We start from the raw sequence: 26,354 nt of genomic DNA, 5'->3' as shown, positions 1-26,354 counted from the left end.
CAAAGCTTCATCCTGTGTTCCCGGTGTCCGCGAACGACAAACACAGCCGGGACTCACGCCCGTTCCGTTCAGGCGTCCGGCACTTCCTCCATCACCAGCAGAGCTCCCTGACTGGTGCCGTTGGGCGCGTGCAGTGCGCCGCACTGGAGCCGGATCTTCGTCGCACGACCGCGCCGGTTGACCGCGTCGAGGACGATCTGCGCCCGGTAGTCGAGGTCAGCGAGTGCTTCGCGCACGACCGGACGCAGGTCGGTGACCGGCAGACCGATGTCCAGGTTCAGCAGGTGGGTGCCCTCGGCCTCGTCGCGGCGTACGCCCCACAGGTCCTCCGCGCCGCGGTTCCAGGCCTTGATCCGCATCTCCCGGTCGATCACGACGAGGCCGCCGGGAATCGAGGTCAGCACCGACTCCAGGAACTCGTTGACCTCGTCGAGTTCCAGGCTGCGTTCCCGCATCGCGTCGTTGATCGTCTGCAGCTCGTCGTTGGTCGACTGCAGTTCCTCGTTCATCGTCTCGAGTTCTTCGTTGGTGGACTGGAGTTCCTCGTTGGTGGTCTCCAGTTCCTCCACCGTCGACTGCAGTTCCTCGTTGGTGGTCTCGAGTTCTTCGTTGGTGGACTGCAGCTCCTCGTAGGCCGACTCCAGCTGCCGGTTCGCGTGCTCCAGATCCGCGCGCAGCTGGCGGGCCCAGCTGACGTCGTGGAAGACGACCGAAACGCCCAGCATCCGCTTGTCGTCGCTCAGGAGCGGGTTGACGTGCACCTCGTACCAGACGGTCTCGCCGCCGCGGCGCCACTCCACGTCCTTGATCCGCAGCGACCGGCGTTCCAGCCGCGCCTGCTCCACGTGCACCCGCAGCGCCACCGGCCGGTAGGAGACGTCCAGATCACGCAGCGGCCTGCCGACGTCCCGCTCGGACAGTCCGAAGGCGGCTTCGGCCTGCTGGTTGATCAGCGCGGTCACCTCGCCCTCGGTCACCACGATCTGCGGGACCGGGCTGGCCGAGAACGCGCTCTCCCGCAGCTCCTGCCAGCCGCTGTCGTCGTGCGCCCGGCGCTGCGGCAGCGGCGGCGAGACGAAATGGTGGTAGCCGACCGGGGAATGCAGCGCCTTGCGGAAGACGCGGCGCTTGAGGTCCAGCGGCTCGAAAATCCGCGTGTGCGAGAGCAGCATCTCCGCCTTGCCCAGGAACAGCACTCCCCGCGGGGTCAGCGCGAAGTGGAACCGCTCCAGGATCTTCGTCTGGGTCTCGGCGTTGAAGTACATCAGCGTGTTGCGGCACACCAGCAGGTCGATCCGGGAGATCGGCGCGTCCTGGACCAGATCGTTGCGGCCGAAGATCACCGAGCGGCGCAGATCCTTGCGGAAGCAGTAACGGCTGCCCTGCAGCTCGAAGTACTGCTCCAGCTGCCGTTCACTCAGACCTTCCACGTCGGCCGGGGTGTAGGCGGCCTGTCTCGCCTGGGCCAGTGCTTCTTCGTCCACATCGGTGGCATAGATCTTCACCCGCTGGCGGAACGCTTCCGGGCCGATCGCGTCCGCGAACAGCATGGCGAGGCTGTAGGCCTCCTGACCGCCGGCGCAGCCCGCGCTCCACACCCGGATCGGCTCCTCCGGACCGCGTTCGGCGAGAATCGCCGGCAGGACGTCCTCGCGCAGGTGGTCCCACGCGTCCGAGTCGCGGAAGAAGCCGGTGACGTTGATCAGGATGGTGTTGAACAGCGCGGCGAACTCCTCGGCGTTCACCTGCAGCTGATCGATGTACTCGCCGTAAGAGGCGACTCCGGTCTGAGCCATCCGGCGGCGTACCCGGCGCATCAGGCTGCTGCGTTTGTACCCGGTGAAATCGAACCCGCGGGACTCCTTGAGGTAGGCGAGCACCGACTCGAACTCGCCGTCGGATTCGGGACTCAGCTCCGTCACGCTCCGATACGCTACCCGCGGCGGTACCGCCACGCGGGGCGGGCCGTCACGGCGCTCACCCGCCGGCAGGACCCGCCTCGACCGCATTCGCTTCGACCGCATCCGCGATGAACCGGCGCAGCGTGTCCGCGGTGCGCCGGGCCTCGGCGTTCCGAGCCGCGTAACGTTCGGTGACCGCCGGGTGCCCGTGCTGCCGCGAGCGGTCTTCGAGCGCGGCGGCGAGGCTCGCCTTCTCGTCGAGTGCGCGGAGCGCGACCTCCAGCGCCCGCCGGTACTCGTCCTGCTGCGCTCGCACGAGTGCTTCGGCGGTCCAGCTGTGGCCGATGCGGCACCGGAAACGGTTCCCCGCCGAGTTCGTCCACACCATCGCTCCCTCGCAGTCGGGACAGCTCAGGCCCGCGCTGTGCGTGTGTGCACCGGTGATCCCCGGCCCGGGGACCTGGCGGGCGATCCGGTCCTCCAGCAGCAGTTCGGGTGCGGGAGGCGGCACCGGCGGAGGCTCCCAGGGCTCCCGCGTCAGCGCGTCGACCGCCGGGCCGATCGCCTCGGCGCGCAGCACCCGCGCACCGGGCACCCGGGACAGCGCGCGCTCCGGCAAGCCGGCATAGACCGCGTCCGCCGGGTCTTGCACCAGCGCGACACCGTGCCGCTCGGCGAGAGCGCGCAGTCCGGCGGCTCCGTCGTCCAGGACCCCGGAGAGCACGACGCCGATCGCGCGGGGACCGGCGGTGATCGCCGCTGACCGGAACGTGGCGTCGACCGCGGGACGATGGCCGTTCTCGGCCGGGCCGGCGCTCAGGACCAGCGTCCGGTCCGCCAGGAGCAGGTGTCGGCCCGCCGGAGCGACCTGGATGGTTCCGGGCGTGACCGGCGCGCCGTGCTCGGCGGTCACCGCGGGCAGCGGGCCCGCCCGGTCCAGGATCGCCGCCAGGACGTTCCCGCCACCGTGCGCGACCGGCATCGTCACCAGCACCGCGGCCGGCAGATCGGCGGGCAGGCCGGCCACCACGGAACGCAGCGCCGCCACCCCTCCCGCGGAAGCCCCGAGAACGACCAGATCGCGCCGAACGCCCACCTGGCGTACCTCCTCGTCCGGACCGGTCCTCCCGTTCGTGCCCGGCTACCCGCTGAGGACGGGAGGAAGCGCCGGTCACGCGGAAAATCTGCGGATATATCGCTTCACGATATATACTGGCTCGCATGCCACCCCGTACGATGTCCGAGCAGGCGTTCTACATCCTCACGGCGCTGGTCGACGAGCCGCGGCACGGCTACGGCATCGTCGAAGAAGTCGCCGTCCTGTCCGGGAACCGGCTCAAACTCCCGGTCGGCACGCTCTACGGCGTCCTGGACCGGCTGGCTGCCGATGGTCTCGTCGAGCCGGATCGCGACGAAGTGGCCAACGGCCGGCTCCGGCACTACTACCGGCTGAGCCAGGACGGCCGCCGCGTCCTGATCGGTGAGGCTCAGCGGCAGGCCGCGAACGCCCGGGTCGCGCATCGCCGCCTGGGCCTGAGCGGGGAGGCCGGATCATGACCGTGCTGGCAGGCCGCTACCGCAACCTCCTGCGGGTGCTGCCGGCCCACTACCGGGATCGCTGGGAAGACGACATGGTCGCCACCTTCCTCGAAACGGTCGACCGCACCGGCGAGGACCCCGACTTCGAAGACGACTGCGGCCGCCCCGATTTCCGCGAGACCGCGAGCGTCCTGGCTCTCGCGGTCCGTCTCCGCATCGGCGAGGGCGGTGAGAGTGCCGGAGGCCGCCCACGGCGCTACGTCGTCGCCGCCGACGCGGTCCGCCGGTTCGCCTTGCTCAGCACCATGTTCCACGCCGCGCTCGCGGTGGTCATGGGCATCCTGCGGCTCACCTGGCCGACGGACATCGTGCGGACCACCCCGACACCCGCCCTGCTCGCCGGATTGCTCTGGCTGCCGGCGTTCCTCGCCCTGCTGGCCGGCAAGCGGACCTGGGCCGTCGCGCTTCCCGCGCTCGCCACCGGGGTCACCGTGGCCCGCCTCGTGGAGTTTCCCACCCTCACCACGGTGGCACCCTCGTGCTCCAGGCCGCGACCGTCACCGTCGTGGCACTGTCCTCCCGGCGCGCGAGCGTCCACATCGGACAGTGGCTCGGCGCACTGGCCGCGACCGCGGTCCTCACGTTCGTGATCCTGTGGGCACTCACCCTGCCGACCGCCGGGATCGCCGGAATCCTCACCGGCCTCGCCGCGCCGGCTTTGGCGGCCCCGAAGCTGCGACCGGCCTGGCTCACCGTCGCCGGCATCACGCTCGCCGCCTGCCTGCTGTCGATCCCCGCACTGACCCAAACCCACGCCGGCCTCTACCTCGGCAGCTGAACCGGCTCACGGCTTCGCGTTCGATCCCGTTCCCGGATTTCGGTCAGTGGCCACCACCGGCCAGGGACCGGGCGATGACATTGCGCTGCACCTCGCTCGTTCCTTCGCCGATCTCGAGAATCTTGGCATCGGAATAGAAGCGGGATATCGTCGATTCGCGCATGAAGCCATATCCTCCATGGATTTGCACACTTTCGCTGGCCGCACGGTTCGCGACTTCCGAGGCGTAGAGCTTGGCCATCGCCGCCACAGTGCCGAACGGACGTCCCTGGTCGGCCAGCCAGGCCGCGTTGTAGACCAGCCAGCGTGCCGCGGCGATTTCGGTGGCCATGTCGGCCAGCTTGTGCCCGACTGCCTGGAAGCGATGCAACGGCCGGCCGAACTGCTCGCGCTGGCCGGCATGACGCACGGCGAGGTCGAGCGCTTTCTGCGCCAGGGAAAGGGACAACGCGGCAACGCTGATGCGACCTCCGTCCAGCACCTCGAGAAACTGCCGCAGTCCGTTGCCCTCCTCGCCGATGAGGTGGTCGTCGCTGACGAAACAGTTGTCGAAAACCAGTTCGCGGGTGTCGAGGGCGTGCCAGCCGATCTTCTTCAGCGGCTTTCCTTTGGTGTACCCTTCCGCGCCCTCGGGCACGAAGAAGGTTCCGTAACGCTTCGAGCCGTTGCCGTTTTCACCGGTGACCGCGAGCACGGTGACGCCGAGACTCATCTCGGTGCCCGCGTTGCTGATGAACATCTTGGTGCCGTTGAGCACCCAGCCGTCGCCGTCACGGCGGGCCCGGGTCCGGATCCCGGCCGCGTCGGAGCCCGCGGTGGGTTCGGTCAGGCCGAACGCACCGATCGCTTCACCGGCCGCGAGCGGTCGCAGCCAGCGTTCCTTCTGCTCGTGCGTACCGAAGGTCGAGAGCGGGAGCATGGCGATGGTGGAATGCGCGTTCCAGGCGGAGGCGATCGACTGGTCGGCGGCGCCGAGTTCTTCCATGGCCGCGACGTAGGAGACGAACCCGGCGCCCGCGCCGCCGTATTTCTCGTCCACGAGCATGCCCATGAGACCGAGCTCGCCGAGCCGGCGGAACACCTCCGTCGGAAAGTGCGAGCGTTCGGACCACTCCGCCGCGTGCGGAGCGATTTCCCTGGCGGCGAAGTCGTGGCAGAGCTGCTTGAGCGCCACGGTTTCTTCGGGCAGATCGAAGTCCATCAGTCCTCCGTGCGGTGGCGGGCTGCCCGGGAGGGCCGCCGCGTGCGGGTGGTGGGTGGCCGGTGGCGTCCCGATGGCGTGCTGGGGTGCCGGCGCATCAGGACCGTCCGGGCTCGAGGAGGATCTTGAGGTGGCTGCCGCGGTCCGCGGCGAGTTCGGCGAACGCGTCCTGCCCGGCCGACAGTGGCCGGACGCCGGTGAGCAGGGGTGCCGGGTCGAGCCGGCCGGTCGCCATCAGGTCCAGTACCCGGGGAATGTCGTGGTTGTAGCCGAGCGAGCCGAGGATGGTCCGCTCGAACGGGACGATCTGGGTGATGGGGACCGTGGCGCTGGCGCCGCTGATGCCGCAGAGGACGACGCGCCCGCCGCGGCGGGCGGTCGTGATGGCGAGTTCGACCAGCTCGGGCCGTCCGGTGGCCTCCACGACGACGTCCGGGCCGATCCGGCCGGTGCGCAGGAAGACCTCGCGGCGGACGTCGCTGCGGGCCGGATCGTAGACCTCGGTCGCACCGAGTCCGCTCGCCGTGCGCGCACGTGCGGCGACGGGTTCGCTCACGTAGATCGCGGCCGCCCCGGCGAGCTTGGCCGAAAGCAACGCGGCGACACCGATCGGGCCCGCGCCGAGCAGCAGCACGTTGTCACCGGGCTGCACGCCGGCGCGGCGGACGGCGTGCAGGCCGACGGCGAGTGGTTCGGCGAGCGCCGCCATCCGGTCGGTGACGCCGTCGGGAATCGGCACCAGGCCTTCGACCGGCACGCTCACGTGCGAGGCGAAGCCGCCGTCCGCGGCCAAGCCGACCGACCCGCCCTTCGCGCAGATGTGGTACTCGCCATGAAGACACCATCGGCAGACCCCGCAGCGCAGACAGGGATCGACCGCAACTCTGGTCCCGACCTCGACACCGGGGGACGGTGAGCCGAGCGCGGTCACGGTGCCGCTCATCTCGTGCCCGAGAGTGATCGGCGGGGTGACGCCGGTGAGCGGGTGCGCACCGGCGCGGATGAGGTTCGGACCATCGGCGACCTCGTGCAGGTCGGTGCCGCAAATGCCGCAGAAGGACACTTCGAGCACCGCCTGGCCCGGTGCGGGCGGCGCCGGCTCACGCACGTCGTCGAGGCGCAGCTCGCCTTTGCCGTGCCATCGCAGGGCCCGCACGTGCACCACCTCCGGAGTGGAGTTGTTTTTTCGACCAATCGGTACAAGAATCGTGGTTTCCGGCCCGATGTCAAGGGGCCGGGCTGAACTCGATGAGCGACAAGGGCAGGAGCGCGATGACTTCCACCCGGGTGAGCGACCTGGCAACGGCTTTCGACGACGAGCCAAGCACACTGGTGGGGATGTACCGGCGGATGCGGTTGATCCGGCAGTTCGAGGACCGTGCCTCCCGCCTGTACCGCACCAACGAGATCCCCGGTTTCCTGCACCTGTCCATCGGCCAGGAAGCCTCGGCGGTCGGCGCCTGCCTGCCGCTGGACGAGCGCGACGTGATCACCTCGACCCACCGCGGGCACGGGCACTGCATTGCCAAAGGCATTGACGTCGAGGGCATGTTCGCCGAACTCATGGGCAAGGAGACCGGCACCTGCCGCGGACGCGGCGGATCGATGCACATCGCCGATCCGCGGCGCGGCGTGTTCGGGGCGAACGGCATCGTCGCGGCCGGGCTGCCGATCGCCGTCGGTGCCGCGACCGCCGCGCAGCTGCGCGGATCCGGCGGTGTGGTGCTGGCCTTCTTCGGCGACGGCGCGGTGGCCCAGGGCATGTTCCACGAGGCCGCGAACCTGGCCTCGGTGTGGCAACTGCCGGTGATCTTCTTCTGCGAGAACAACAAATACGCCGAGTTCTCACCGATCGCGACGCAGACCCGGGCCTCGCTAGCCGACCGCGCGCCGGGTTACGCGATGGATTTCCACCAGGTCGACGGCAACGACGCCGTGGCGGTCGCGGATCTCGTCGGACGACTGGCGCGTGACCTGCGCGAAGGGGCCGGACCAGTGCTGGTGGAGGCCGAGACCTACCGCTGGCACGGGCACTACGAGGGCGATCCGCTCAAGTACCGCGATCCCGCAGAGCTCGCCGAATGGAAGGAACGCGATCCGATCGTCCGGCTCGCCGGCCGGCTGCGTGCGCTCGGGGAGGATCCGGCCGCGATCGACGAGTCGGTGGACGCCGAGATCGACGCGGCCGTCGAGAAGGCGCGCGCCGCGCCCGAGCCGGCCCCGGAAACACTGCACCACTTCGTCGGCGTCCCCCGCGAGCCCGCACCCGAGCCCGCGACCGCCACCGGCGAGGTCTTCCGCACCATGGACGCGGTCCACCGCGCACTCGAACGGGAACTGGAGACCGACGACTCGGTCTTCCTCGCCGGGATCGACGTCGGTGCCGGGGGCAATGTGTTCGGGCTGACCAGGGGGCTGGCCCAACGGTTCCCCGGCCGGGTCCGCGACACGCCGATCTCGGAGAGCGCCATCGCCGGCGCTGCTGTCGGGGCGGCCATGGCCGGGCTGCGTCCGGTCGTGGAGATCATGTACTTCGACTTCATCGGCGTCTGTCTCGACCAGCTGATGAACCAGGCCGCCAAACTGCGGTTCATGACCGGCGGCGCGGTCAGCCTGCCGCTGGTGATCCGCACTCAGTTCGGCGCGGGGAAGTCCTCGGGCAGCCAGCATTCCCAGAGCCTGGAGGCGATGCTGGCGCACGTGCCCGGGCTGACCGTCGTCATGCCTTCGACCCCCGCCGACACCTACGGGCTGCTGCGGGCCGCGATCCGTGATCCCAATCCGGTCGTGTTCGTCGAGAACCGCCTGATGTACGGGCGAAAAGGGCCACAGCCCCCGAGCACGCACCTGGTTCCGCTCGGCAAGGCCGCGATCCGGCGCACCGGCACGGACGTCACCCTGGTGTCCTACTCCAAACTGGTGCACGACTGCGCCGACGTCGCCGAACAGCTCGCCGGGGAAGGCATCAGCGTCGAGGTGATCGACCTGCGCACCATCGCGCCGCTGGACACCGAGACGGTGCTGCGGTCGCTGGCCACGACCGGCCGTCTCGTCGTCGCCCACCAAGCCGTGGGCGAATTCGGCGTCGGTGCCGAGCTCGCCGCAGTCGCCGCGCGGGAGGGGTTCTGGACCCTCGACGCCCCGGTCATCCGGGTCGGCGCCGAGCGCACACCGGCGCCCTACAGCCCTTCGCTGGAGCGGGTCTGGCTGCCCTCGAAGGAGACCATCGCCGCGGCGGTCCGCGAGGCCGCCACTGCGTGAACCAGCGGTTCAGTGGCAGGCGTGGGAGCGGAAATCCGCCAGCCGCTTCTCCAGCCCTGCCACGTCGTAACCGTCGGCGCAGAACCCCGCGATGAGCGTCGCGCAGTACTCCCGGGAAAGGAAGGCCGCGTCCCAGCCTCCGCCGGGCCGCGCCCACTGGTAGGTGTGGTTGTGCAGGTTGAGGAATTGCAGCATCGCCAGCCGCGGGTCGAGCTGCCGCAACGCGCCGGTCTCCATCGCCGCGACCAGCAGGTCCAGGACGATCTTCTCGAACTCGCGGCGCTGCCTCAGCAACCGCGAGCGGTTCGCCCCGCGCAGGTGCCGGTAGTCGTGCTCGTAGACCCAGATGTGGTCCAGCCGTTCGAGGATGTTGCCCAGCAATGTCTCCGACAGCAACCGCAGCCGCAGTACCGGGTCCTCGTCCAGCGCGGCGATCCGGCGGGCCGAGGTCAGCAGGGGCCCGAGCACCCGGTCCTGGATCTCGACCAGCAGGTTCTCCTTGGACCCGATGTAGTAGTAGAGCGCGCCTTTGGCCAGCCCCACCACCTCGCCGAGTTCGGCGATGCCGGTCGCGGCGTAGCCCTGCTTGGCGAACAGCGCCGCGGCCTTGTCGATGATCTCCTGGCGCTTGACCTCGTAACCGGGCCCGTGCCCCGGTGGTCTCGGCATCGCTCCCCCTCGCTGGGTTTTCCGAGCTTCACTCTAGGCAGGGTCGCCGAAGCTCGCCTTGCCCGGCCCGTGCCGCAGGAACGAGGCCATGCCGGCGTCCCGGTCGGCGGTGGCGAACAGGCCGGCGATCAGCGACCGCTCCAGGGCGAGCCCGTCGGCCAGCGGGCTGTCGATCCCCTGGTCGACCGCTTCCTTGATCGCCTGGAGCGCGAAGCGCGGCCCCTGCGCGAGCGCACCGGCGAACTCGAGCGCCGCGGCGTACGGGTCTTCGGCGAGCCGGTTCACGATGCCCAGCTCGGCCGCCTCGGCGGCGGCGATCCGGCGGCCGGTCATCATCAGCTCCTTGGCCCGGGACGGGCCGACCAGCCGGGCGAGGCGCTGGGTGCCGCCCGAACCCGGCATGATGCCCAGCAGTACCTCGGGCAGCCCGAGCACGGCGTCCTGCGCAGCGATCCGGAAGTCCGCGGCCAGCGCCAGTTCCATCCCGCCACCCAAGGCGTACCCGGTGATCGCGGCGACGACCGGAATCGGCAGCTGGGCGAAAGCCGTGACGGTCTCCTGCATCGCCCGGTTCCAGCCGGCGATCTCCTCGAAGCCGAAGGCCGCGAGCTGCCGGATGTCCGCGCCCGCGGCGAAACAGCGCTCGCCACCGTAGAGGACCACGGCGCGGACGGCGCTGTCGTCCGCGATCAGCCGGGCCGCCTCGGCCAGCTCGCGCCGCATTTCCGTATCGAAAGCGTTCAACGGCGGCGCGTCCAGCCGGACCGTGGTCACCCGCTCCGCCGTGTCGAGCCGCACCCGTGTCCGCATCCTCGCCTCGCTCCTTCTCTCACCCGGTTCGGGCTTGTCAGGCCGCTGACGGAGACCTACAGTGCTCCCCATCACGGTTTCTTAGACCGATTGGTACACGAAACTCGGCAGCGGCACAACACACCGGAGTGATGGCCATGGACGCAGTCGAAACATCTGTCCCGGAAGGACTTTCGGTAGCCCGGGACGAGGTCACCGCCGATGAGCTGAAGGCGCTCGGCGTCGACCTCGAGCGTGATTTCCCCGGATCCTCGGCGGCCGACTTCCGCCGCTACCCGGTGCTGAGCGAGGGCGGCTGGTTCACCGTCGTCAAGCACCAGAAGACGCTTCGGTCGGTCAGCCGCGAACGCGGCCCGCTGCTCGGACCGATCGTGCTGACCTCCGACGGCCTCGACGTCGACTGACCACAGATTCGGGAAAGGCGGGAAGATCCATGATCGGAGTAGACGTCGGCGGCACGTTCACCGACGTGGTGGCCATCAGCGGCGGGGAGATCCGCACCGTGAAGGTCGCCACCGACGTGCGCACCACCGAACGCGGGGTGCTGCGCGGTGCCGAGGAGATCGGAGTCGGCGACTCGGCGGTCTTCAACCACGCGAGCACTCACGGCCTCAACGCGATCATCACCCGGCGGCTGCCCAAGATCGCGTTCCTGACCACGCTGGGCCACCGCGACATCCTCGACGTCGGACGCACCTGGCGCCCGGTGGAGGGGCTGACCAATCCGGCCTGGCGCCGTTCCTACGGCGACGCGAACCGGCCGCTGGTGCCCCGGTACCTCCGGCGCGGCATCCGCGAGCGGCTGACCGCCGACGGCGGCGTACTGATCCAGCTCGACGAGGACCACGCCCGCCAGGAGCTGCGGATCCTGGGCAGGTGCGGCGTCGAAGGCGTCGCGATCTGCCTGCTCAACGCCTACGTCAACAGCCACCACGAGGACCGTCTCCGCGAACTGGTGCACGAGGAACTCGGGGACATCCCGGTGTCGATCTCGAGTGACGTTTCCCCGCTGGCGAAGGAATTCGCGCGGGCCTCCACCACCGTCGTCGACGTCTTCATGCGCCTGACCTACGACGCCTACACCCAGCGCCTCGACACCGGGTTGCGGGACCTCGGCTTCGACGGTGACCTCAACTTCGCCGACTGCGCCGCCCAGCTGGTGCGCTCGGACGTCGCGATGGAACACCCCTTCCGGATCGTGTTCGCCGGCCCCGCGGCGGGAACCGTGTCCAGCGCGCACTTCGGCACCCTGATCGGCGCGGGCGACCTGCTGTGCGCCGACGTCGGCGGCACCTCCTGCGACATCAGCATGGTCACCGACGGAAAACCGTTCGTGAACACCACTTTCGAACTCGAACACGACCTGATCGTGAACGCCCTGTCGAACGAGATCTCCAGCATCGGGGCGGGTGGCGGCAGCCTGGTGACGATCAACGCCGCGGGCGAGCTCAAGGTGGGACCCGGCAGCGCCGGCGCCGACCCCGGCCCCGCCTGCTACGGCCTCGGCGGTACCCAGCCCACGACGACCGACACCTGCCTGCTGATGGGCATCATCGACCCGGACGGTTTCGCCGGCGGGCGGATGAAGCTCGATCCGGAACTCTCGAGGCAGGCGTTCGAGGCACTCGATTCGAAGCTGTCGCTGGAACAGCGGATCAGCTACGCCTTCAACATCGGCATCAACAACATCGCCGAAGGCGTGGTCAACATCGCCATCCAGCACGGCGTCGACCCGCGTGACTACAGCCTGGTCGCCTACGGCGCGGCCGGGCCGATGTTGCTGCCCGCGGTGCTCGACCTGGTGCACGCGGCCGAGGTGATCGTGCCCCCGCATCCCGGCCTGTTCTCCGCACTCGGCCTGGTCAGCTCCGACCTGGTCTACGCCGACAGCCGCAGTGCCTACACGCTGCTCACCGCCGAGGCCGCCGAGCAGATCGACAAGGTCTACCACTCGATGGAGCAGCGGCTGCGCGAGCGGTTGAAGGAGAAGGACCGCCACAACGTGCGGTTCGTCCGCAGCTTCGACGGCCGCCTGGCCGGGCAGACGTGGGAGACCCCGTTCGTCGGCGTACCGGACGGCGAGATCGACGCGGCCGCGGTCGCCGAGATGGTGGCGAACTTCCACGAGGCCTACGGCGAACGCTCGGGAAACACGTTCGAAGCGCTCCCGGTGCAGGGCGTCACCTACCGCGTTCAGGCTGTCGTCGAAGCGGACAAGGTCGAGTACCCGACCCTGCCGGAACGTCCCGAAGGCGAGACTGCTCAGCCCACGCGCACCCTGCAGATCCGCCATCTCACCGACGACGTCCTCGAAGCCGGCGAGTACCAGCGGACCGACCTGCGCGCCGGTGACCGGATCCCCGGCCCCGCGGTCATCCGCGAGCCCCTGTCCACCACCTTCCTCGTCCCCGGCCAGACCGCCACGGTCGGCACCCACGGCGAGCTGCGCATCCGGAAGGCGTGAGCCATGACCTCCCTCAAAGACCTCGACGACGCCCAGTTCACCGAGCTCTACGGCGCCGACCGGTTCACCGCCTCGGTGCTGGCGAGCCGGATGCGCTACATCGTCCAGCACATGTGCACCGGCCTGCTGAACAATGCCTTCTCCCTGATCCTGCGGGACTGGTACGACTTCGCCGCGACGATCTCCGGCCCGCCCGAGCAGAACTACCCGATGTCGTCGGTGAGCAACAGCCTCGCGATGTTCCTCGGCACGATGTCCGAGGCGGTGCGCAACACCATCGAGGAGTACGGGCCGGAGAATCTCGTTCCCGGCGACGTGGTCATCTGCAACGACCCCTACCGGGCGGGCAACCATGTCAACGACATCTGCTTCATCCGTCCGGTGTTCCACGGCGGCAAGCTGATCTCGTTCGTCACCCTGCGCGCGCACCAGCTCGACATGGGTGGCGTGGTCCCGGCCGGATTCAGCGGCACCAAGCGCAACGTCTACGAGAACGGCCTCGTGATCGCGCCGATGCTGCTCTACCGCGATGACAAACCGGTCAAGGCGTCGTTCAACCTGATCTTCGACAACGCCCGGTTCTGCGCTTTGCTGCTGCCCGACATCAAGACGATCTACCAGAACCTCCTGCTCGGCGAGCAGCTGATCCTGGAAAGCGTCGAACGCTACGGGACGGCGGCCTACCTCGGCGCGATCCGCTACGCCACCGACGTCTCGGCGGAATCGATGAGCACCGCGCTGGCCGCACTGCCGGACGGGGTCTACGAGGCGCAGGAGGGCATCGACTGCGACGGCGTCGACGATTCCATCGAGTACCGGATCAAACTGAAGATCACCAAGGCCGCCGACCGGATGGAGCTGGACTTCAGCGGCACCTCGCCGCAGGCGCGCACCAGTATCAACGCCGGCATCCTCGACACCAAGACGGCGGTCGGCGTAGCGCTGAAGTTCCTGATCGACCCCGCCACGCCGTTCACCTCCGGCGCCTACCGGCCGATCGACATCGTGCTGCCCGCCGGGACGTTCATCAGCGCCACCCCACCGGACGGAGCGGTGTTCCTGTACTGGGAGAGCACCGGTCCGGTGCTGCTGGCGGTGTTTCGCGCGCTGGAGAAGGCGCTGGGCCGCAAGGCGGTCGGTGGCGACTACGGTTCGCTGAACATCCACAACGCCAACGGTGTCCTCGCCGACGGCACTCCCTGGGTCACCACCGCCCAGTGCGGTGGCGAGCACGGTCCGTGGGGTGCGACCGAAGCCGGTGACGCCGACAGCTACTCGGTGGTCTACCAGGCCAACAACCTGGATCCGGCCACCGAAGCGGTCGAGTCGGAGCTACCCGCTGTCGTGCTGCGCAAGGAATACGCGCCCGACAGCTGTGGCGCGGGGGAAAACCGCGGAGGCGCGGCCGTGCTCAAGGACACCCTCTACCTCACCGAAGCCGAGCACTGGTCGAGTCCCCTGCACACGAAGTCCGCGAGCGGGGTGGGTGTGTACGGCGGGCAGGCGGGCGCACTCGGCGCGACCTGGGTCTTCCATCCGGAGTACCGGAACGTGCCGCGGGACAAGGACCTCATCGCCACCACCCCGGACGTCTACGCCGGTGCCACTCCGGTCGCCGGCATGCTCGACCCGGAGACCAGGACGATCGACCCGGACGGCGAGTACTTCTACTTCGCCAGCACCCCGGTGTGGCACACGAAGCCGAACGCGGTCTTCCGCTACCTGACCAACGGTGGCGGTGGCTGGGGTTCCCCGTTGCAGCGCAGCCCGGAACGGGTCTGCCGGGACGTCCGGGACGAGTACGTCACCATCGAGGGCGCCTACCGCGACTACGGCGTCGTCATCAGCGGGGATCCGCACGGCGATCCCGAGGGCCTGAAGATCGACCACGACGCGACCACGAAGCGACGCGCCGAACTCGCCGCGCGGTAAGGAGCAACGATGTCCGACACCAGCACTGCCGTCGAGCGCCAGAACGAGCTGCGGGAGACCTTCATTCGCGAGCGCGGCTACTGGAACACTTTCTGGGAGGGGCTGCTGGGCCTCGATCCGGACTTCTTCCAGGCCTACCTCGACTTCTCCGCGGTGCCGTGGCGCAAGGGGGTACTCGAGCCGAAGGTCAAGGAACTGATCTACACCGCGATCGACGCGTCCACCACGCACCTCTACGAGCCCGGGCTGCGCCAGCACATCCGCAACGCGCTCGGCTACGGCGCGACGAAGGAGGAGATCATGGAGGTGCTGGAACTCACGAGCGTGCTCGGCATCCACACCTGCACGCTCGGCGTCCCGGTGCTCATGGAGGAGCTCGCCGCCCACGAGCGGCAGCAGGAACCGGCGCCGTGACCTCCGGTGTCCTCGATCCGCGCGGCCCGGCCTCCCTGGCCGGGCAGCGCGTGGTCGTCACCGGGGCCGCCCGCGGCATCGGGAGCCGCGTCGCCGTCGAACTCGCGCTGGCCGGCGCGCACGTCACCGTGCTCGATGTGCGTGCTACCACCGGGACTGTCGACGAGATCGGCAGGCTGGGTGGGTCGGCAACCGGGATCGAGGCCGACATCACCGACCGCGACGCCGTCGCCGCGGCGATGGCGGAAGCAGCCGGTGCGCGACGGCGGCTGGACGCGCTGGTGACCTGCGCGGCGATCTACGGCGAGACCGTCGCGCTCGGCGAACTCGGCGAGGACGAGGTCGACCGGGTGCTCGGCGTGAACGTCAAGGGCACGTTGTGGTGCATCGGCGGCGCCCTTCCGTTCCTGCGGGGCAACAGTTCGCGCGTTGTGTGCCTCGGCTCCGTGGCGGGCAAGGTCGGTGGCGTGCTTGCCGGCCCGCACTACGTGGCCAGCAAGGGTGCCGTGCACGCAGTGGTCAAGTGGCTGGCCAAAACCGAAGCACGCAACGGAATCATCGCCAACGCCGTCGCACCGGGCGTCGTCGACACCCCGATGGTCGAAGGCAAGGGTTACTCCGCGGACTACAACCCGCTGGGGCGGCTGGCCCGGCCGGAGGAGATCGCCCGGGTCGCGGCATTTCTCGCCTCGCCGGCCGCGAGCTACCTGACCGGCGCGGTGATCGACGTCAACGGCGGCTACGCAATGGGCTGAGGCCCGGACGAACAGGAGATGCGCAGTGGACACAGCGGGATGCGCGATCGTCACCGGCGCGGGTTCCGGGATCGGCCGCGCCTGCGCCCGGCGGCTGGGCGCTGCCGGGCTCGCGGTCGCGGCACTGGACGCGAACGGCGAAGCCGCGGCGGAGACGGCGGCCGCAGTGCCCGGCGCGGCGGCGTTCACCGCAGACGTCACCGACGAGACGCAGGTCGCGACCGCCGTCGGCGAGGCCACCGCCCGCTTCGGCTCGCCGAAAGTGCTGGTCAACGCGGCCGGGATCATCGTCCGCAAGACCCTGCGAGAGTCCACTGTGGAGGAATGGCGGCGGGTGCTCGACGTGAACCTCACCGGCTACTTCGTGGTGCTCCGGGAGGTGATCCCGCGGATGGCCGCGGGTGGCGGCGGATCGATCGTGCAGATCGCCTCGATCGCCGGGCACACCGGCTACGGCTTCTCCTCCTACACCGCGGCGAAGGGCGGCGTACTGGCACTGACCCGGCAGCTCGCCGCCGAACTGGCCGTGGACGGGATCCGGATCAACTCGGTGAGCCCCGGCGTGGTCCACAGCGGACTCAACCGGGACACCCTGAGCACCCCGGAGATCCACGCCGCCACCGTCGCCAACACCCCGGTCGGGCGGATCGGCGAACCGGACGACATCGCCGCCGCGGTCGCCTTCCTCGCCGGTCCCGACGCCGGTTACATCACCGGCACCGACCTCGTCGCCGACGGCGGCATGATCAGCACCATCCACTGGGGCGAGGCCGGCGCCCAGCTGCACAGCTTTCACGCCAGGGAGCAGTGATGCCGAACTTCGCAGCCATCCTCGACCACAACACCGGCCGTGCTCCCGAGCGCGTCGTGCTCAGCCAGGGAGAGCGCGAGCTGACCAACCGCGAGCTTCTCGATCGGGTCGAGGCCCTCGCAGCCGGGTTGGCCGATCTCGGGATCGGCCGCGGCGACGTCGTCGCGATCCTGCTCTACAACCACCTCGAATTCCTCGAAACCGCCTTCGCCGTCAACCGGATCGGTGCGGCGTTCCTGCCGCTGAACTACCGGCTCTCCCCGCAGGAATGGCGCTACATCATCGACCACTCCGGTGCCTGCGCGGTACTCAGCGAACCGGAGTTCCAGCCGGCGCTGGACAGCGTCCCCCTCCGGGCGGTCGAGCACCGGCTGCTGCTGAACGGCACCGCCGAGGGCTGGATCGGATACGCCGATCTGCTCGGCGCCGGCCACGGCCGCCGGGTCGCACCGGCCGCCGCCGGGCCGGACGATCTGCAGCGACTGATGTACACCTCCGGGACGACGTCGCGGCCCAAGGGCGTCGCGATCACCCACGGCAACCTCGCCTGGAAGAACCTGGCGCACATCGTCGAATTCGGCATCACCGCCGCCGACACGACGCTGGTCTGCGGCCCGCTCTACCACGTCGGCGGCTTCGATCTGCCCGGCGTCGGTACCCTGCACGCCGGTGGGTCGCTCATCGTGCTCCGGAAGTTCGACGCGGAGGAAGTGATCGCGACCATCGAGCGACAGCGCCCGACGAACGTGTGGCTGGCGCCGGCGATGATGAACGCGATCCTCCGGCTGCCGGACCTCGGGCAGCGGGACACCTCCTCGATCCGGTTCATCATCGGCGGTGGGGAGCAGATGCCGGTCCCGCTGGTGGAACGGATCCTCGCGGCCTTCCCGCACGCGTGGTTCGCCGATGCCTACGGACTCACCGAAACCGTGTCCGGGGACACCTTCAACGACTACGACCACATGCTCGCGAAGATCGGCTCGGTCGGCCGCCCAGTGGTGCATCTCGAGGTGCGCATCGTCGATGACACCGATGTGGAGCTGCCGGTGGGTGAACTGGGCGAGATCACCGTGCGCGGTCCGAAGGTCAGTGCCGGGTACTGGCGGGACGAGGCAGCCACCGCCGCGGCGTTCCGGGACGGCTGGTTCCACACCGGGGACATCGGCCGGGTGGATGCCGAGGGCTACCTCTACGTCGAGGACCGCAAGAAGGACATGATCGTCTCCGGGGGCGAGAACATCGCCACCCCCGAGGTCGAGCGCGTGCTCTACGAGCACCCGGACGTGGTCGAGGCGGCGGTCGTGGGCCTCGGTCACCCCCGCTGGGGTGAGGTACCGCAGGCGTTCGTGGTCCTGCGGCCCGGCGCGTCGCCGGACCCGGACACGCTGATCGGGTTCTGCCGGGCCCGGCTGGCGAAGTTCAAGGTCCCGGCCGACCTGGTGTTCCTGGACGCCCTGCCGCGTACCCCGTCGGGCAAGGTCCTGAAGCGGAATCTGCGAGCATGAGTACCTTCGACCTCACCGGCAAAGTCGCCTGGGTCACCGGCGCGGGCAAGGGCCTCGGGCGGGCCATCGCCGCGGCGCTCGCCGACGCGGGGGCGACCCTGGCGCTCACCTCGCGCACGCGCGCGGACCTCGACGAGCTCGCCGCGGCCGCCGGCTCCGCGCTGGTGCTGCCCGGTTCGGTGTCGGAGCCGGGCTTCGCCGACAGCTGCGTCACCGCGATCGCCGACCGGTTCGGCCGGCTCGACGTGGCGGTGACCGCGGCCGGGATCAGCCCGTCCTTCCGGCGCAGCGAGGACAGCACCGACGCCGACTGGGCGCACATCCTGGACGTGAACCTGACGGGTACGTACTTCTGCGCTCGTGCCGCCGGCCGCCGGATGCTCGAGCAGGGATCCGGGTCGATCATCACCGTGTCCTCGGTGCACGCGCGCAGCGGATTCGACCGGATCGCGGCCTATGCGGCGAGCAAGGGCGGTGTCGAAGCCCTTTCGCGGGTGCTCGCGGTCGAATGGGCGCCCCGCGGCGTCCGGGTGAACGTACTCGCACCAGGCTACTTCCACACCGGTCTGTCCGAAGGTCTGGTCAGCAGCAAATGGAACGAGCGCATCCACACGAACATCCCCCAGGGGCGCATCGCCGGCCCGCCCGAACTCGGTGGGGCCGCGGTCTACCTGGCTTCCGACGCTGCGACCTACACCACGGGCAGCACGCTGACCGTGGACGGCGGCTGGACCGCCTGACCTCGAGACGTTCGGGGAAGGCTCGCGCCTCAGTGGTGCCCGGCCGGTTCGCCGGTGCTCTCGGTTTCGGTGTGCTGCGCCTGTTCCGCTCGCATGCGGGCGTCGGCGTCGCGGAGCATGTGGTGTCCCGTCGTGAGGGCCGCGATGCCGAGGACCACCGCTGCCGCGCCGACGACGAACGGGACGTGGATGTTCCACGCGTCGACCATCAGCCCGGCGACGAACGGGGCCAGGCCGCCGCCGATGAAGCGGACGAAGCCGTACGCGGCCGAGGCGACCGGGCGTTCCACCGGGGAGACCAGCATGACCGCCTGCGTGGTCAGCGTGTTGTTGATCCCGACGACGATGCCCGAGGCGACGACGCAGACGATCAGCAGCACCCGGTTGCCGGTGAACAGGCCGATGAGCAGCAGCAGGAGCGCGAAAAAGCCCAGCGCGCCGTAGAGCGACGGTGCGGTGCCGAACCGGCGCTGCAGCTGCGGCGCGCCGACGACGGCGAAGAACGCGACGAGCAGGCCCCAGCCGAAGAAGACGAAACCGAGCTGGATCGCGTTGAGTTCCATCGGATAGGGCGCGTAGCCCAGCATGGTGAAGAAGCCCCAGTTGTAGAACACCGCGGTGAGGCTCATGGTCAGCAGGCTGCGGTGGCGCAGAGCCAGCAGCGGCGCGGCGATCGACGTCTTGTGCGCCGGCCGGGGAGTCTTGTCCAGCAGGGTGATCGTCGCCAGCAGTGCGACCGCCATCAGGACCGCGACGCCGAAGAACGGGCCACGCCAGCTGAGGTTGCCGAGCAGCCCGCCGACCAGCGGGCCGGCCGCGATGCCCAGCCCCAGCGCCGCCTCGTAGAGCACGATCGCGCCCGCGAAACCGCCGGTGGCCGACGCGACGATCACCGCGAGCGAGGTCGCGATGAACAACGCGTTGCCCAGCCCCCAGCCCGCCCGGAAGCCGACGATGCCGCCGATCGAGTCCGACGAGCCGGCCGCGGCGGCGAACACCACGATCAGCACCAGCCCGGCGATCAGTGTCCACTTGGGACCGATCCGGCTGGACACCCAGCCGGTGCCGAGCATGGCGACCGCGGTCACCACGAGGTAGCTGGTGAACAGCAGGCTCACCTGGCTGGGCGTCGCGTGCAGCTGTTCGGACAACGCCGGCAGGATCGGGTCGACCAGCCCGATGCCCATGAAGCTGACGACGCAGGCGAAGGCGACGGCGAACACGGCCTTCGGCTGCTTGAACAGGCCGGCACCGTGGGCACCACTCATCGGGGTCCTCCGAACGGGAGCACGACAGTTACATAGGGCACCTATCTACTATCAGGTTTTCGGACACAGCGTCAAGACTGCAGGATTCCGGCAGGAAAGGGTGAATTCACCACATCGGGCCCAGCGGGAAAGCGTCCCACTGGTTGCCTGCATAACGGCACGATATAGTTTCGTGCATGGGCGAGATCGTGGACACCCTTGACCAGATGACCAGCCTGGTGATCCGCGGCCTGGTCGTCCACCGCCAGGCCGCCCGGGCGGGCCTGTCGATGACGGCCACCGCCTGCCTCGCCCGCCTCGAGGAGGACGGCCCGCTGCGCACGACGACGCTCGCCGCCGCGGAGGGCGTCAGCCAGCCGTCGATGAGCCAGCTGGTCCAGCGCCTGGAGCGGCAGGAGTTCGTCGTCCGCGTCAGCGATCCCGAGGACGGCCGGGCGTCCCTGGTCGCCCTCACCGAGTCCGGCCGGGCCGTACTGGCGCAGCGCCGCGCCCACCGCCGGAAGCGGATCGCGGACCTCGTCGCGAGCCTGCCGGAGCAGGAGGCGGCAGCGCTGGAGCTGGCGATCAACGTCGCACTGCCGGCGCTGCGCCGCCTCGCCGACACGGCCCGCGAGACCGACCTGGACGCCGTGCAGGCCTGACCGACGCCGGCCCGCTCTCGTCCGCCACGCAACTGTGCGCGGGATTTCCGGCTGCCGTCACGATTTTCCGTGGTTCCCGACAGCCGGATGACCCGTTCCGCAGCGCTCGCGGGCGGAACGGGGTCCCGGGCCGGGCGGTCACCGCCCGTAGGCCTCCAGCAGCCGCAGCCACACCTCGCTGACCGTGGGGAAGGCCGGGACCGCGTGCCACAGCCGGTCCAGCGGGACCTCCCCGGCCACCGCGATCGTCGCCGCGTGCAGCAGTTCCGCGACGTCCGGCCCGGCCAGGGTGAACCCGACGATCACCTTCCGGTCCTCGTCGACGACCATCCGCGCGTCGCCGCGGTAGCCCTCGGCGTGCAGTGCCGAACCGGCGGTGGCGGACAGGTCGTAGTCGACGACGCGGATCCGCAGCCCGGCCGCCTCGGCAGCGGCCGCGGTCAGTCCCACCGAGGCGACCTCCGGTTCGGTGAAGATCACTTGCGGCACCGCGCGTTCGTCCGCGGTCGCCGCGTGCCGGCCCCAGCGGCCGCCCTCGACCGGCTCGCCCTCCGCGCGTGCCACGATCACGTCACCGACGGCGCGTGCCTGGTACTTGCCCTGGTGGGTCAGCAGCACACGGTGGTTGACGTCGCCCGCGGCGTACAGCCATCCGCCGCCGACCGGTGCTCCGTCCTCCCCGACGACCCGCAGCGTGTCGTCGACCGTGAGCCAGGCGCCCGGCTTCAGGCCGACCGCGTCCAGGCCGAGGTCTTCGGTGTTCGGCGTCCGGCCGATCGCGACGAGGAGTTCGTCGGCCTCGACCTGCTCGCCGTCGGTGAGCGTGATGCGCACTGTTCCGTCCGCGTCGCGTTCCACGGCTGCAGCCTCGGCACCGAGGCGCACCGTCGCACCCGCGTCCCGCAACGCCTCGGTGACCAGCTCGCCGACGAACGGCTCCGCGGTGGGCAGCACCCCGTCCCGGGCGAGCACCGTCACCGAGGACCCGAGCCCGGTGAACGCGGTCGCCATCTCCGAGGCCACCACGCCACCGCCGATGATCGCCAGCCGCGCGGGAACGGTACTCGCGGACGCTGCCGCACGGCTGGTCCACGGCGCGGACTCACGCAGACCGGGCAGGTCCGGGACGAGCGCGCCGCTCCCGGTGGCCACGACGACCGCGTGCCGAGCGGTCAGCGTCGTCGTGGTTCCGTCCTCACCGGTCACCTCGACGACCCGGGCGGAGCTGATCCGGCCCTGGCCGCGGTGCAACCGGATCCCGGCCTGGCCGAGCCAGGACACCTGGCCGTCGTCCTTCCAGTCCGAGGCGAAGGAGTCGCGGCGACGCAGCACGGCCGCCACGTCCAGCTCGCCCGTGACCGCCTCCCGGGCTCCGGGCAGCTGACGGGCCGCCCGGAGCGCCGCACCGCTGCGCAGCAATACCTTGGTGGGCATGCACGCCCAGTAGGAGCATTCGCCACCGACCAGCTCCCGCTCCACGATGGCAGCGGTCAATCCGCCCTGCACCACCCGGTCGGCGATGTTCTCCCCGACCGGACCCGCGCCGATGACGACGACGTCGTAGGTGATCGCGGCCATGTCAGCGCGCCTTGGCGGCGCGGCCGAGACGCAGCGCCGAGACGAGGAAGAAGATGCCGCCGAGGACCGCGTAACCGGCCACAGTGGACAGCGACGGTTCCGCCGCGGAGGCGCCGATGATGAAGTTGGCGCCGGCCAGCACGGAGATGCCCCCGCTGAGGATCATCGGCCACTGGCCGCCCATCGTGCGGCGGGTGATGGCCACGACCAGCTGCACCAGCCCGGCGATGATCGCCCAGGCACCCCAGACCCGCAGGACCGCGGGCACCCCGGAGGCACTGCCGATGGCGATGCCGATGGCGGCGAGCGAGCTGATCGCGATGTTCACGTACAGTCCGCGAGCCGATCCGGTGGCACGCGACGAACGGGAGTCCACGATCGCGGCCGCCACGTCGAACAGCGGGTACAGCACGACCAGCGCGATGCCGATCGGCGGCAGCCCGGACTTGGTCGTGAGGAACAGCAGGGCCGCCCACACGATCGCGAAGACGAACCGGACGAAGTACAGCCGGCGCAGCGCCGGGGCGAACCCGCCGACGACGGGTGAGTCCACGGTGGTCATGACGATCCTTTCGGAGTTTTCGGAAGTTCCGAGTTTTCGGAGTTCTGGGGGTTTCGGGATTTTCGGTGCGGGGAAATTCAGCGAGTGCCGTGGTCGGCTTCGATGATCAGGTGCGCGACCACGCCGGGGCGGCTCACCATGACCGCGTGCGAAGCGTGCACCTCTTCGGTGTGTGCCTTCGCCCGCGCGGCGAGATAACGCTCCTCGTCCGGCGCGATGACACGGTCCTGTGTGGACACCAAGTACCAGGAGGGGATGGTTCGCCATGCCGTGGCCTCGGTCTTCTCGGCCGAAGCACTCGCCGCGAGCGGCCGCTGGGTGAGCGCCATGGTCGCCGCGGTCACCGGATCGACGTCCGCGGCGAACGTCGCCCGGAACGCGTCGCACGCCAGGTACCGGTCGACGCCCTTCGTCCCGTCCACGGCGACCGTCGGCACCTCCCGGACCGGCGCCGGCGGTATCGGGTGCGCGATGGGCTGCGCCGACAGGTCGGCGAGGCTCTCCCCCGCGTCGGGAGCGAGCGCGGCCACGTACACGAGAGCCTTGACGTCGCGGTCACCCGCCGCGGCATTGGTGATCACCGCACCGCCGTAGGAATGTCCGACCAGGACGATCGGGCCCTCGATGCCGCGCAGCACGTCCTTGACCGCGGCCGTGTCGATGGCCAAGCCGCGCAACGGATTTCCCGCGGCCACCACCGGGTAGCCCGCCTTGGTCAGCCGGGTGATCACCCCGGCCCAGCCGGACGAGTCCGCCCACGCGCCATGCACCAGCACAACGGTCGGCTTGGGCTCGGCCGGCTTCGCCGAGGCAGCGCCCGCGACCGTGGACACGGTCGTCGTGGCCACGGCCTGCGTTGCCGCGGACGGCACGGCCGCCGAGACGCCGACCGTGGCGAGCACCGCCGCGCCCGCGGACAGCAGCGCGGTACGAAGTCGAATCCGTCGAATCACCACAAGAGCCCCTCCAGGTCTCAGCAAGACCGAACGTTCTACCTTGTATCAGCATGGCCGCACTCCGACCTGTTGTCAAGACCGAACGTTCTATCCGTTGTGGTGAATCTCGGACCGCAGCTCCCTCAGGCCCAGTGCCGGTAGTCGTCGAGCGGGAGCGGGTGTTCGACGGGCACGACGCGGGAGTTGACGGCAGTCAGGCAGCCGGGGCAGAACAGTTGTCGGAACACGACTTCCGCGTCCACGTACACTGACGGGTCGGCCCAGATGTGCGGGCCGGCGTCCGCGGGTGCCGCGTCGCGACGGGCCAGCGCCGCCACGAACGCTCCCTCCGCCAGCGGTCCGATCCGGGTGCCGCAATGCGTGCAGACGACGGTCCGCCCCTCCGCCGACTCGACGACGGCAAGGTTGTCGTCGAGCCGGCGCGCGGCGGCCGGTTCCGAAGCATCGGCCGGCCCCGGCGGACGGTCGGGCAACCCGGCACTCGCCACGCCAACCGACTCCCAGCCACCGACCGACACCGCCGGACCGTCCGGCAACCCGGCACCGGCCGCGCGCTCGGCGCGGAGCCGGGTACGTGCTTCGTCCGTGCCGGTCTGGTCCACCTCGCCGTCTCCCGAAAGCACGACGCCGTAGACCTCGCGTGCGGCCGACGGCGAGACGCGGGCCTGGCGCACGTCGTCACGCACACTCTCCACCGCACGGAGCAACGGGTCGCCGTAGCCGCCGCCTGCCTGCCAGTGCAGGTAGAGCGCGTCGCCGGGGCCGAGGCCGGATTCCCCTTCGCACGGCAGCACTTCGGTGGCGCCGCCGAGTTCGTCCAGGCCGCCGGGAATGGTGGTGGCACCGGCGAGCTGAGGCCGGTCGATCCCGCGCACCACGAGGTCCAGCTGCGAGTTGCCCGGATAGCCACCGGCAAGGCCGACGTTCTGGTTCGCGACCTTCCCGGTACCCGACACGACCAGCGACATGGCCCCGTCCTGGTCGGGATGCTGGACGTAGCAGACCGATCCGCTCATCCCGCCGCGCCGGCGGCCGGGCCCGCCGGAATCGGTCTGCTCGCGGCGCCACAGCGCGACGAGCGGGTAGAGGTATTCGGTCATCTCGACGTCCGGTGCCCGCGCGGAGGGGATGATCAGCCGTCCGCCGGTGTCGACGCCGTCGTGGTACACCTGTGCGCCGTAGCCGCCGGCCATGACGTCGAACACCGGTGACACGAAGCCCTTGCTGCCGCCGCCGCGAGTGTCCACTCCGGACACGACGCACAGATCGGTGGTGCCGTTGCAGATCGACTGCACGTCGCCGCGGTGGCCGGGTTCGGCGTCCAGCATCCTCGCGAGCACTTCGGCGACGAGGTTGCCCGATCCCCAAGCCGGCCCGAACGGCCCCTTCCCGACCGCGGCCGGGAACGAGGCGTTGGTGAGGGTGTCCTCTTCGGTGATGATCTCGAAGCAGCGCATCAATCCGCCTGCCGCCCACGGAATGTCCCCGGCCAGCAACGGAAGCATCGTGAAGACGATCCCCGCGCGCAGTCCCGGGTAGGGGCAGTTGATGATGCCGGTCTGCCCCGCGGTGCCGCGGAAGTCGAAGACGAGCCGGTCGGCCTCCTTGGTCATCGCGACCTTGATCGGGTGCAGCCCGCGGTCGCCGGTTCGCGACTGCTCCTGGTAGCCGACCGCGGTCCACGTCCCGTCCGGCAGGGTCTCGAGTTTGGCACGCAGGCGCTGTTCGGCGTCGTCCATCATCCGGTGCATCACGGCCTTGACGGTGTCCGCGCCGTATTTCGTGATCAGCCGCAGGATCTGCTCGGCCGCGTTCTTGTTCGCCGCGATCTTCGCGCGCAGGTCGAGCCCGACCAGGTGCGGGAGCCGGGACCGGCGAACCCAGGCGTCGGCGACATCGCGCTGCAGCACCCCGTCCCGCACGACCTTCATCGGCGGGGTCGGGACCGCTTCGCCGAACACGTCCTGTGCCGACGGGCTGAACGAACCGGGCCGCGGGCCGCCGAGGTCGACCTGGTGCGCGATCGCCGTCGTCCAGCCGAACAGCTTGCCCTCGTGGAAGATCGGCGCCAGGACCGCGGCGTCGTTCTGGTGCAGCCCGCCGCCGATCCACGGGTCGTTGCACAGGAACATGTCGCCCTCGGCGATCCCCGGATTGTCGCTGCGATGACGCAGCGTCCAGGTGATGGCGAGGTCCATCGAGCCGATCAGGCCGATGTTGTACATGCCGACCTGGACCTGCTCGCCGAGTTCGTCGCAGATGGAGAAGTTGAAGTCGTTGGACTCGGTGACCACGTGGGAGCCGGACATCCGCCGCAGCGTTTCCCCCATCTCCTGGGTGATCGCCCAGAGCCGGTGCCGGATCACCTCGTAGGTCAGCGCGTCGACGCCGGCGTCGCCGACCTGGTGCAGGGACAGGGAAGGCGAGATCTGCCGCAGCAGCTCTTCGCGGGGCATCGGGCGGCTGGTGAACTCGTCCGCGCCGGGGATCCTGGCAGTCATGGAAGCGG

Annotated in this window: 24 protein-coding genes; 13 read left to right on the top strand and 11 right to left on the bottom strand. The window is 70.0% G+C overall.

Annotated elements, in window-relative coordinates:
• Positions 1–68 precede the first annotated feature (68 nt).
• Together BJY18_RS33110 and BJY18_RS33105 are read right to left on the bottom strand one after the other, a co-directional pair.
• Complete coding sequence (locus BJY18_RS33110; RefSeq protein WP_184783789.1) at positions 69–1,922, bottom strand: CheR family methyltransferase; 1,854 nt, start codon at positions 1,920–1,922, stop codon at positions 69–71.
• A gap of 55 nt (positions 1,923–1,977) precedes the next feature.
• Complete coding sequence (locus tag BJY18_RS33105; RefSeq protein ID WP_184783788.1) at positions 1,978–2,997, bottom strand: chemotaxis protein CheB; 1,020 nt, start codon at positions 2,995–2,997, stop codon at positions 1,978–1,980.
• A 125-nt stretch (positions 2,998–3,122) separates the two neighbouring features.
• Between BJY18_RS33105 and BJY18_RS33100 the strand changes: the two genes are divergently transcribed.
• From BJY18_RS33100 to BJY18_RS33090, 3 genes are read left to right on the top strand one after another with little or no spacing between them, the layout of a single operon-like run.
• On the top strand, positions 3,123–3,458 hold the full coding sequence (locus BJY18_RS33100; protein WP_246459040.1) for a PadR family transcriptional regulator: 336 nt from the start codon (positions 3,123–3,125) through the stop codon (positions 3,456–3,458).
• On the top strand, positions 3,455–4,090 hold the full coding sequence (locus BJY18_RS33095; RefSeq protein ID WP_184783787.1) for a hypothetical protein: 636 nt from the start codon (positions 3,455–3,457) through the stop codon (positions 4,088–4,090). Before BJY18_RS33100 ends, BJY18_RS33095 begins: the two co-directional genes overlap by 4 nt.
• A complete protein-coding gene (locus tag BJY18_RS33090; protein WP_184783786.1) occupies positions 4,087–4,278 on the top strand; it encodes a hypothetical protein in 192 nt (63 codons plus the stop codon). The genes BJY18_RS33095 and BJY18_RS33090 overlap by 4 nt, the downstream gene beginning before the upstream one ends.
• Positions 4,279–4,321: 43 nt before the next feature.
• Here BJY18_RS33090 and BJY18_RS33085 read toward each other — a convergent pair whose 3' ends face one another.
• Together BJY18_RS33085 and BJY18_RS33080 are read right to left on the bottom strand one after the other, a co-directional pair.
• Positions 4,322–5,479, bottom strand: a complete 1,158-nt coding sequence (locus BJY18_RS33085; protein ID WP_184783785.1) for an acyl-CoA dehydrogenase family protein — start codon at positions 5,477–5,479, stop codon at positions 4,322–4,324.
• 97 nt (positions 5,480–5,576) lie between these two features.
• The gene (locus BJY18_RS33080; RefSeq protein ID WP_312874043.1) at positions 5,577–6,635 is read right to left on the bottom strand and encodes a zinc-binding dehydrogenase; all 1,059 of its coding nucleotides are present in this window, start codon (positions 6,633–6,635) and stop codon (positions 5,577–5,579) included.
• A gap of 116 nt (positions 6,636–6,751) precedes the next feature.
• Here BJY18_RS33080 and BJY18_RS33075 point away from each other — a divergent pair, with 116 nt between their 5' ends.
• Complete coding sequence (locus tag BJY18_RS33075; protein ID WP_184783784.1) at positions 6,752–8,740, top strand: alpha-ketoacid dehydrogenase subunit alpha/beta; 1,989 nt, start codon at positions 6,752–6,754, stop codon at positions 8,738–8,740.
• Positions 8,741–8,749: 9 nt separating this feature from the next.
• Here BJY18_RS33075 and BJY18_RS33070 read toward each other — a convergent pair whose 3' ends face one another.
• Together BJY18_RS33070 and BJY18_RS33065 are read right to left on the bottom strand one after the other, a co-directional pair.
• Positions 8,750–9,409, bottom strand: a complete 660-nt coding sequence (locus BJY18_RS33070) for a TetR/AcrR family transcriptional regulator (RefSeq protein ID WP_184783783.1) — start codon at positions 9,407–9,409, stop codon at positions 8,750–8,752.
• Between the two features lie 33 nt (positions 9,410–9,442).
• Positions 9,443–10,219 (bottom strand): enoyl-CoA hydratase/isomerase family protein, encoded by a 777-nt coding sequence (locus tag BJY18_RS33065; protein WP_184783782.1) that lies wholly within the window; start codon positions 10,217–10,219, stop codon positions 9,443–9,445.
• Between the two features lie 137 nt (positions 10,220–10,356).
• Here BJY18_RS33065 and BJY18_RS33060 point away from each other — a divergent pair, with 137 nt between their 5' ends.
• From BJY18_RS33060 to BJY18_RS33025, 8 genes are read left to right on the top strand one after another with little or no spacing between them, the layout of a single operon-like run.
• Positions 10,357–10,623: a hypothetical protein gene (locus tag BJY18_RS33060; protein ID WP_184783781.1), complete on the top strand. Its 267-nt coding sequence runs from the start codon at positions 10,357–10,359 to the stop codon at positions 10,621–10,623.
• Positions 10,624–10,652: 29 nt separating this feature from the next.
• Positions 10,653–12,683, top strand: coding sequence for a hydantoinase/oxoprolinase family protein (locus BJY18_RS33055; protein WP_184783780.1), 2,031 nt, complete (start codon positions 10,653–10,655; stop codon positions 12,681–12,683).
• Between the two features lie 3 nt (positions 12,684–12,686).
• The gene (locus BJY18_RS33050; RefSeq protein WP_184783779.1) at positions 12,687–14,615 is read left to right on the top strand and encodes a hydantoinase B/oxoprolinase family protein; all 1,929 of its coding nucleotides are present in this window, start codon (positions 12,687–12,689) and stop codon (positions 14,613–14,615) included.
• A 9-nt stretch (positions 14,616–14,624) separates the two neighbouring features.
• A complete protein-coding gene (locus tag BJY18_RS33045) occupies positions 14,625–15,029 on the top strand; it encodes a carboxymuconolactone decarboxylase family protein (RefSeq protein WP_184783778.1) in 405 nt (134 codons plus the stop codon).
• Complete coding sequence (locus tag BJY18_RS33040; protein WP_312874042.1) at positions 15,026–15,784, top strand: SDR family NAD(P)-dependent oxidoreductase; 759 nt, start codon at positions 15,026–15,028, stop codon at positions 15,782–15,784. The genes BJY18_RS33045 and BJY18_RS33040 overlap by 4 nt, the downstream gene beginning before the upstream one ends.
• A gap of 25 nt (positions 15,785–15,809) precedes the next feature.
• Positions 15,810–16,595 (top strand): SDR family NAD(P)-dependent oxidoreductase, encoded by a 786-nt coding sequence (locus tag BJY18_RS33035; protein WP_184783777.1) that lies wholly within the window; start codon positions 15,810–15,812, stop codon positions 16,593–16,595.
• The gene (locus tag BJY18_RS33030) at positions 16,595–18,100 is read left to right on the top strand and encodes an acyl-CoA synthetase (protein ID WP_184783776.1); all 1,506 of its coding nucleotides are present in this window, start codon (positions 16,595–16,597) and stop codon (positions 18,098–18,100) included. The genes BJY18_RS33035 and BJY18_RS33030 overlap by 1 nt, the downstream gene beginning before the upstream one ends.
• Positions 18,097–18,840, top strand: coding sequence for an SDR family NAD(P)-dependent oxidoreductase (locus BJY18_RS33025; protein WP_184783775.1), 744 nt, complete (start codon positions 18,097–18,099; stop codon positions 18,838–18,840). The genes BJY18_RS33030 and BJY18_RS33025 overlap by 4 nt, the downstream gene beginning before the upstream one ends.
• A 29-nt stretch (positions 18,841–18,869) precedes the next feature.
• On the opposite strand, the gene BJY18_RS33020 is transcribed toward BJY18_RS33025, so the two are convergent.
• Positions 18,870–20,108: an MFS transporter gene (locus tag BJY18_RS33020; protein WP_184783774.1), complete on the bottom strand. Its 1,239-nt coding sequence runs from the start codon at positions 20,106–20,108 to the stop codon at positions 18,870–18,872.
• A 176-nt stretch (positions 20,109–20,284) separates the two neighbouring features.
• On the opposite strand from BJY18_RS33020, the gene BJY18_RS33015 reads away from it, so the two are divergent.
• The gene (locus BJY18_RS33015) at positions 20,285–20,749 is read left to right on the top strand and encodes a MarR family winged helix-turn-helix transcriptional regulator (RefSeq protein ID WP_184783773.1); all 465 of its coding nucleotides are present in this window, start codon (positions 20,285–20,287) and stop codon (positions 20,747–20,749) included.
• A 138-nt stretch (positions 20,750–20,887) separates the two neighbouring features.
• On the opposite strand, the gene BJY18_RS33010 is transcribed toward BJY18_RS33015, so the two are convergent.
• The 4 genes from BJY18_RS33010 to BJY18_RS32995 form a co-directional block, all read right to left on the bottom strand.
• Positions 20,888–22,327, bottom strand: a complete 1,440-nt coding sequence (locus BJY18_RS33010; RefSeq protein WP_184783772.1) for a dihydrolipoyl dehydrogenase family protein — start codon at positions 22,325–22,327, stop codon at positions 20,888–20,890.
• A 1-nt stretch (position 22,328) separates the two neighbouring features.
• Positions 22,329–22,889: a hypothetical protein gene (locus BJY18_RS33005; protein WP_184783771.1), complete on the bottom strand. Its 561-nt coding sequence runs from the start codon at positions 22,887–22,889 to the stop codon at positions 22,329–22,331.
• Positions 22,890–22,966: 77 nt separating this feature from the next.
• Positions 22,967–23,842 (bottom strand): alpha/beta fold hydrolase, encoded by an 876-nt coding sequence (locus BJY18_RS33000; protein ID WP_312874041.1) that lies wholly within the window; start codon positions 23,840–23,842, stop codon positions 22,967–22,969.
• A 125-nt stretch (positions 23,843–23,967) separates the two neighbouring features.
• Entirely contained in the window at positions 23,968–26,346 is a 2,379-nt protein-coding gene (locus BJY18_RS32995) for a hydantoinase B/oxoprolinase family protein (RefSeq protein WP_184783770.1), read from the bottom strand.
• Positions 26,347–26,354 lie beyond the last annotated feature (8 nt).

Source organism: Amycolatopsis jiangsuensis (genome assembly GCF_014204865.1).
Lineage (GTDB): Bacteria > Actinomycetota > Actinomycetes > Mycobacteriales > Pseudonocardiaceae > Amycolatopsis > Amycolatopsis jiangsuensis.
The sequence above is the reverse complement of the archived record's forward strand: the minus strand, read 5'-3'. Positions and strand labels throughout refer to the sequence as shown.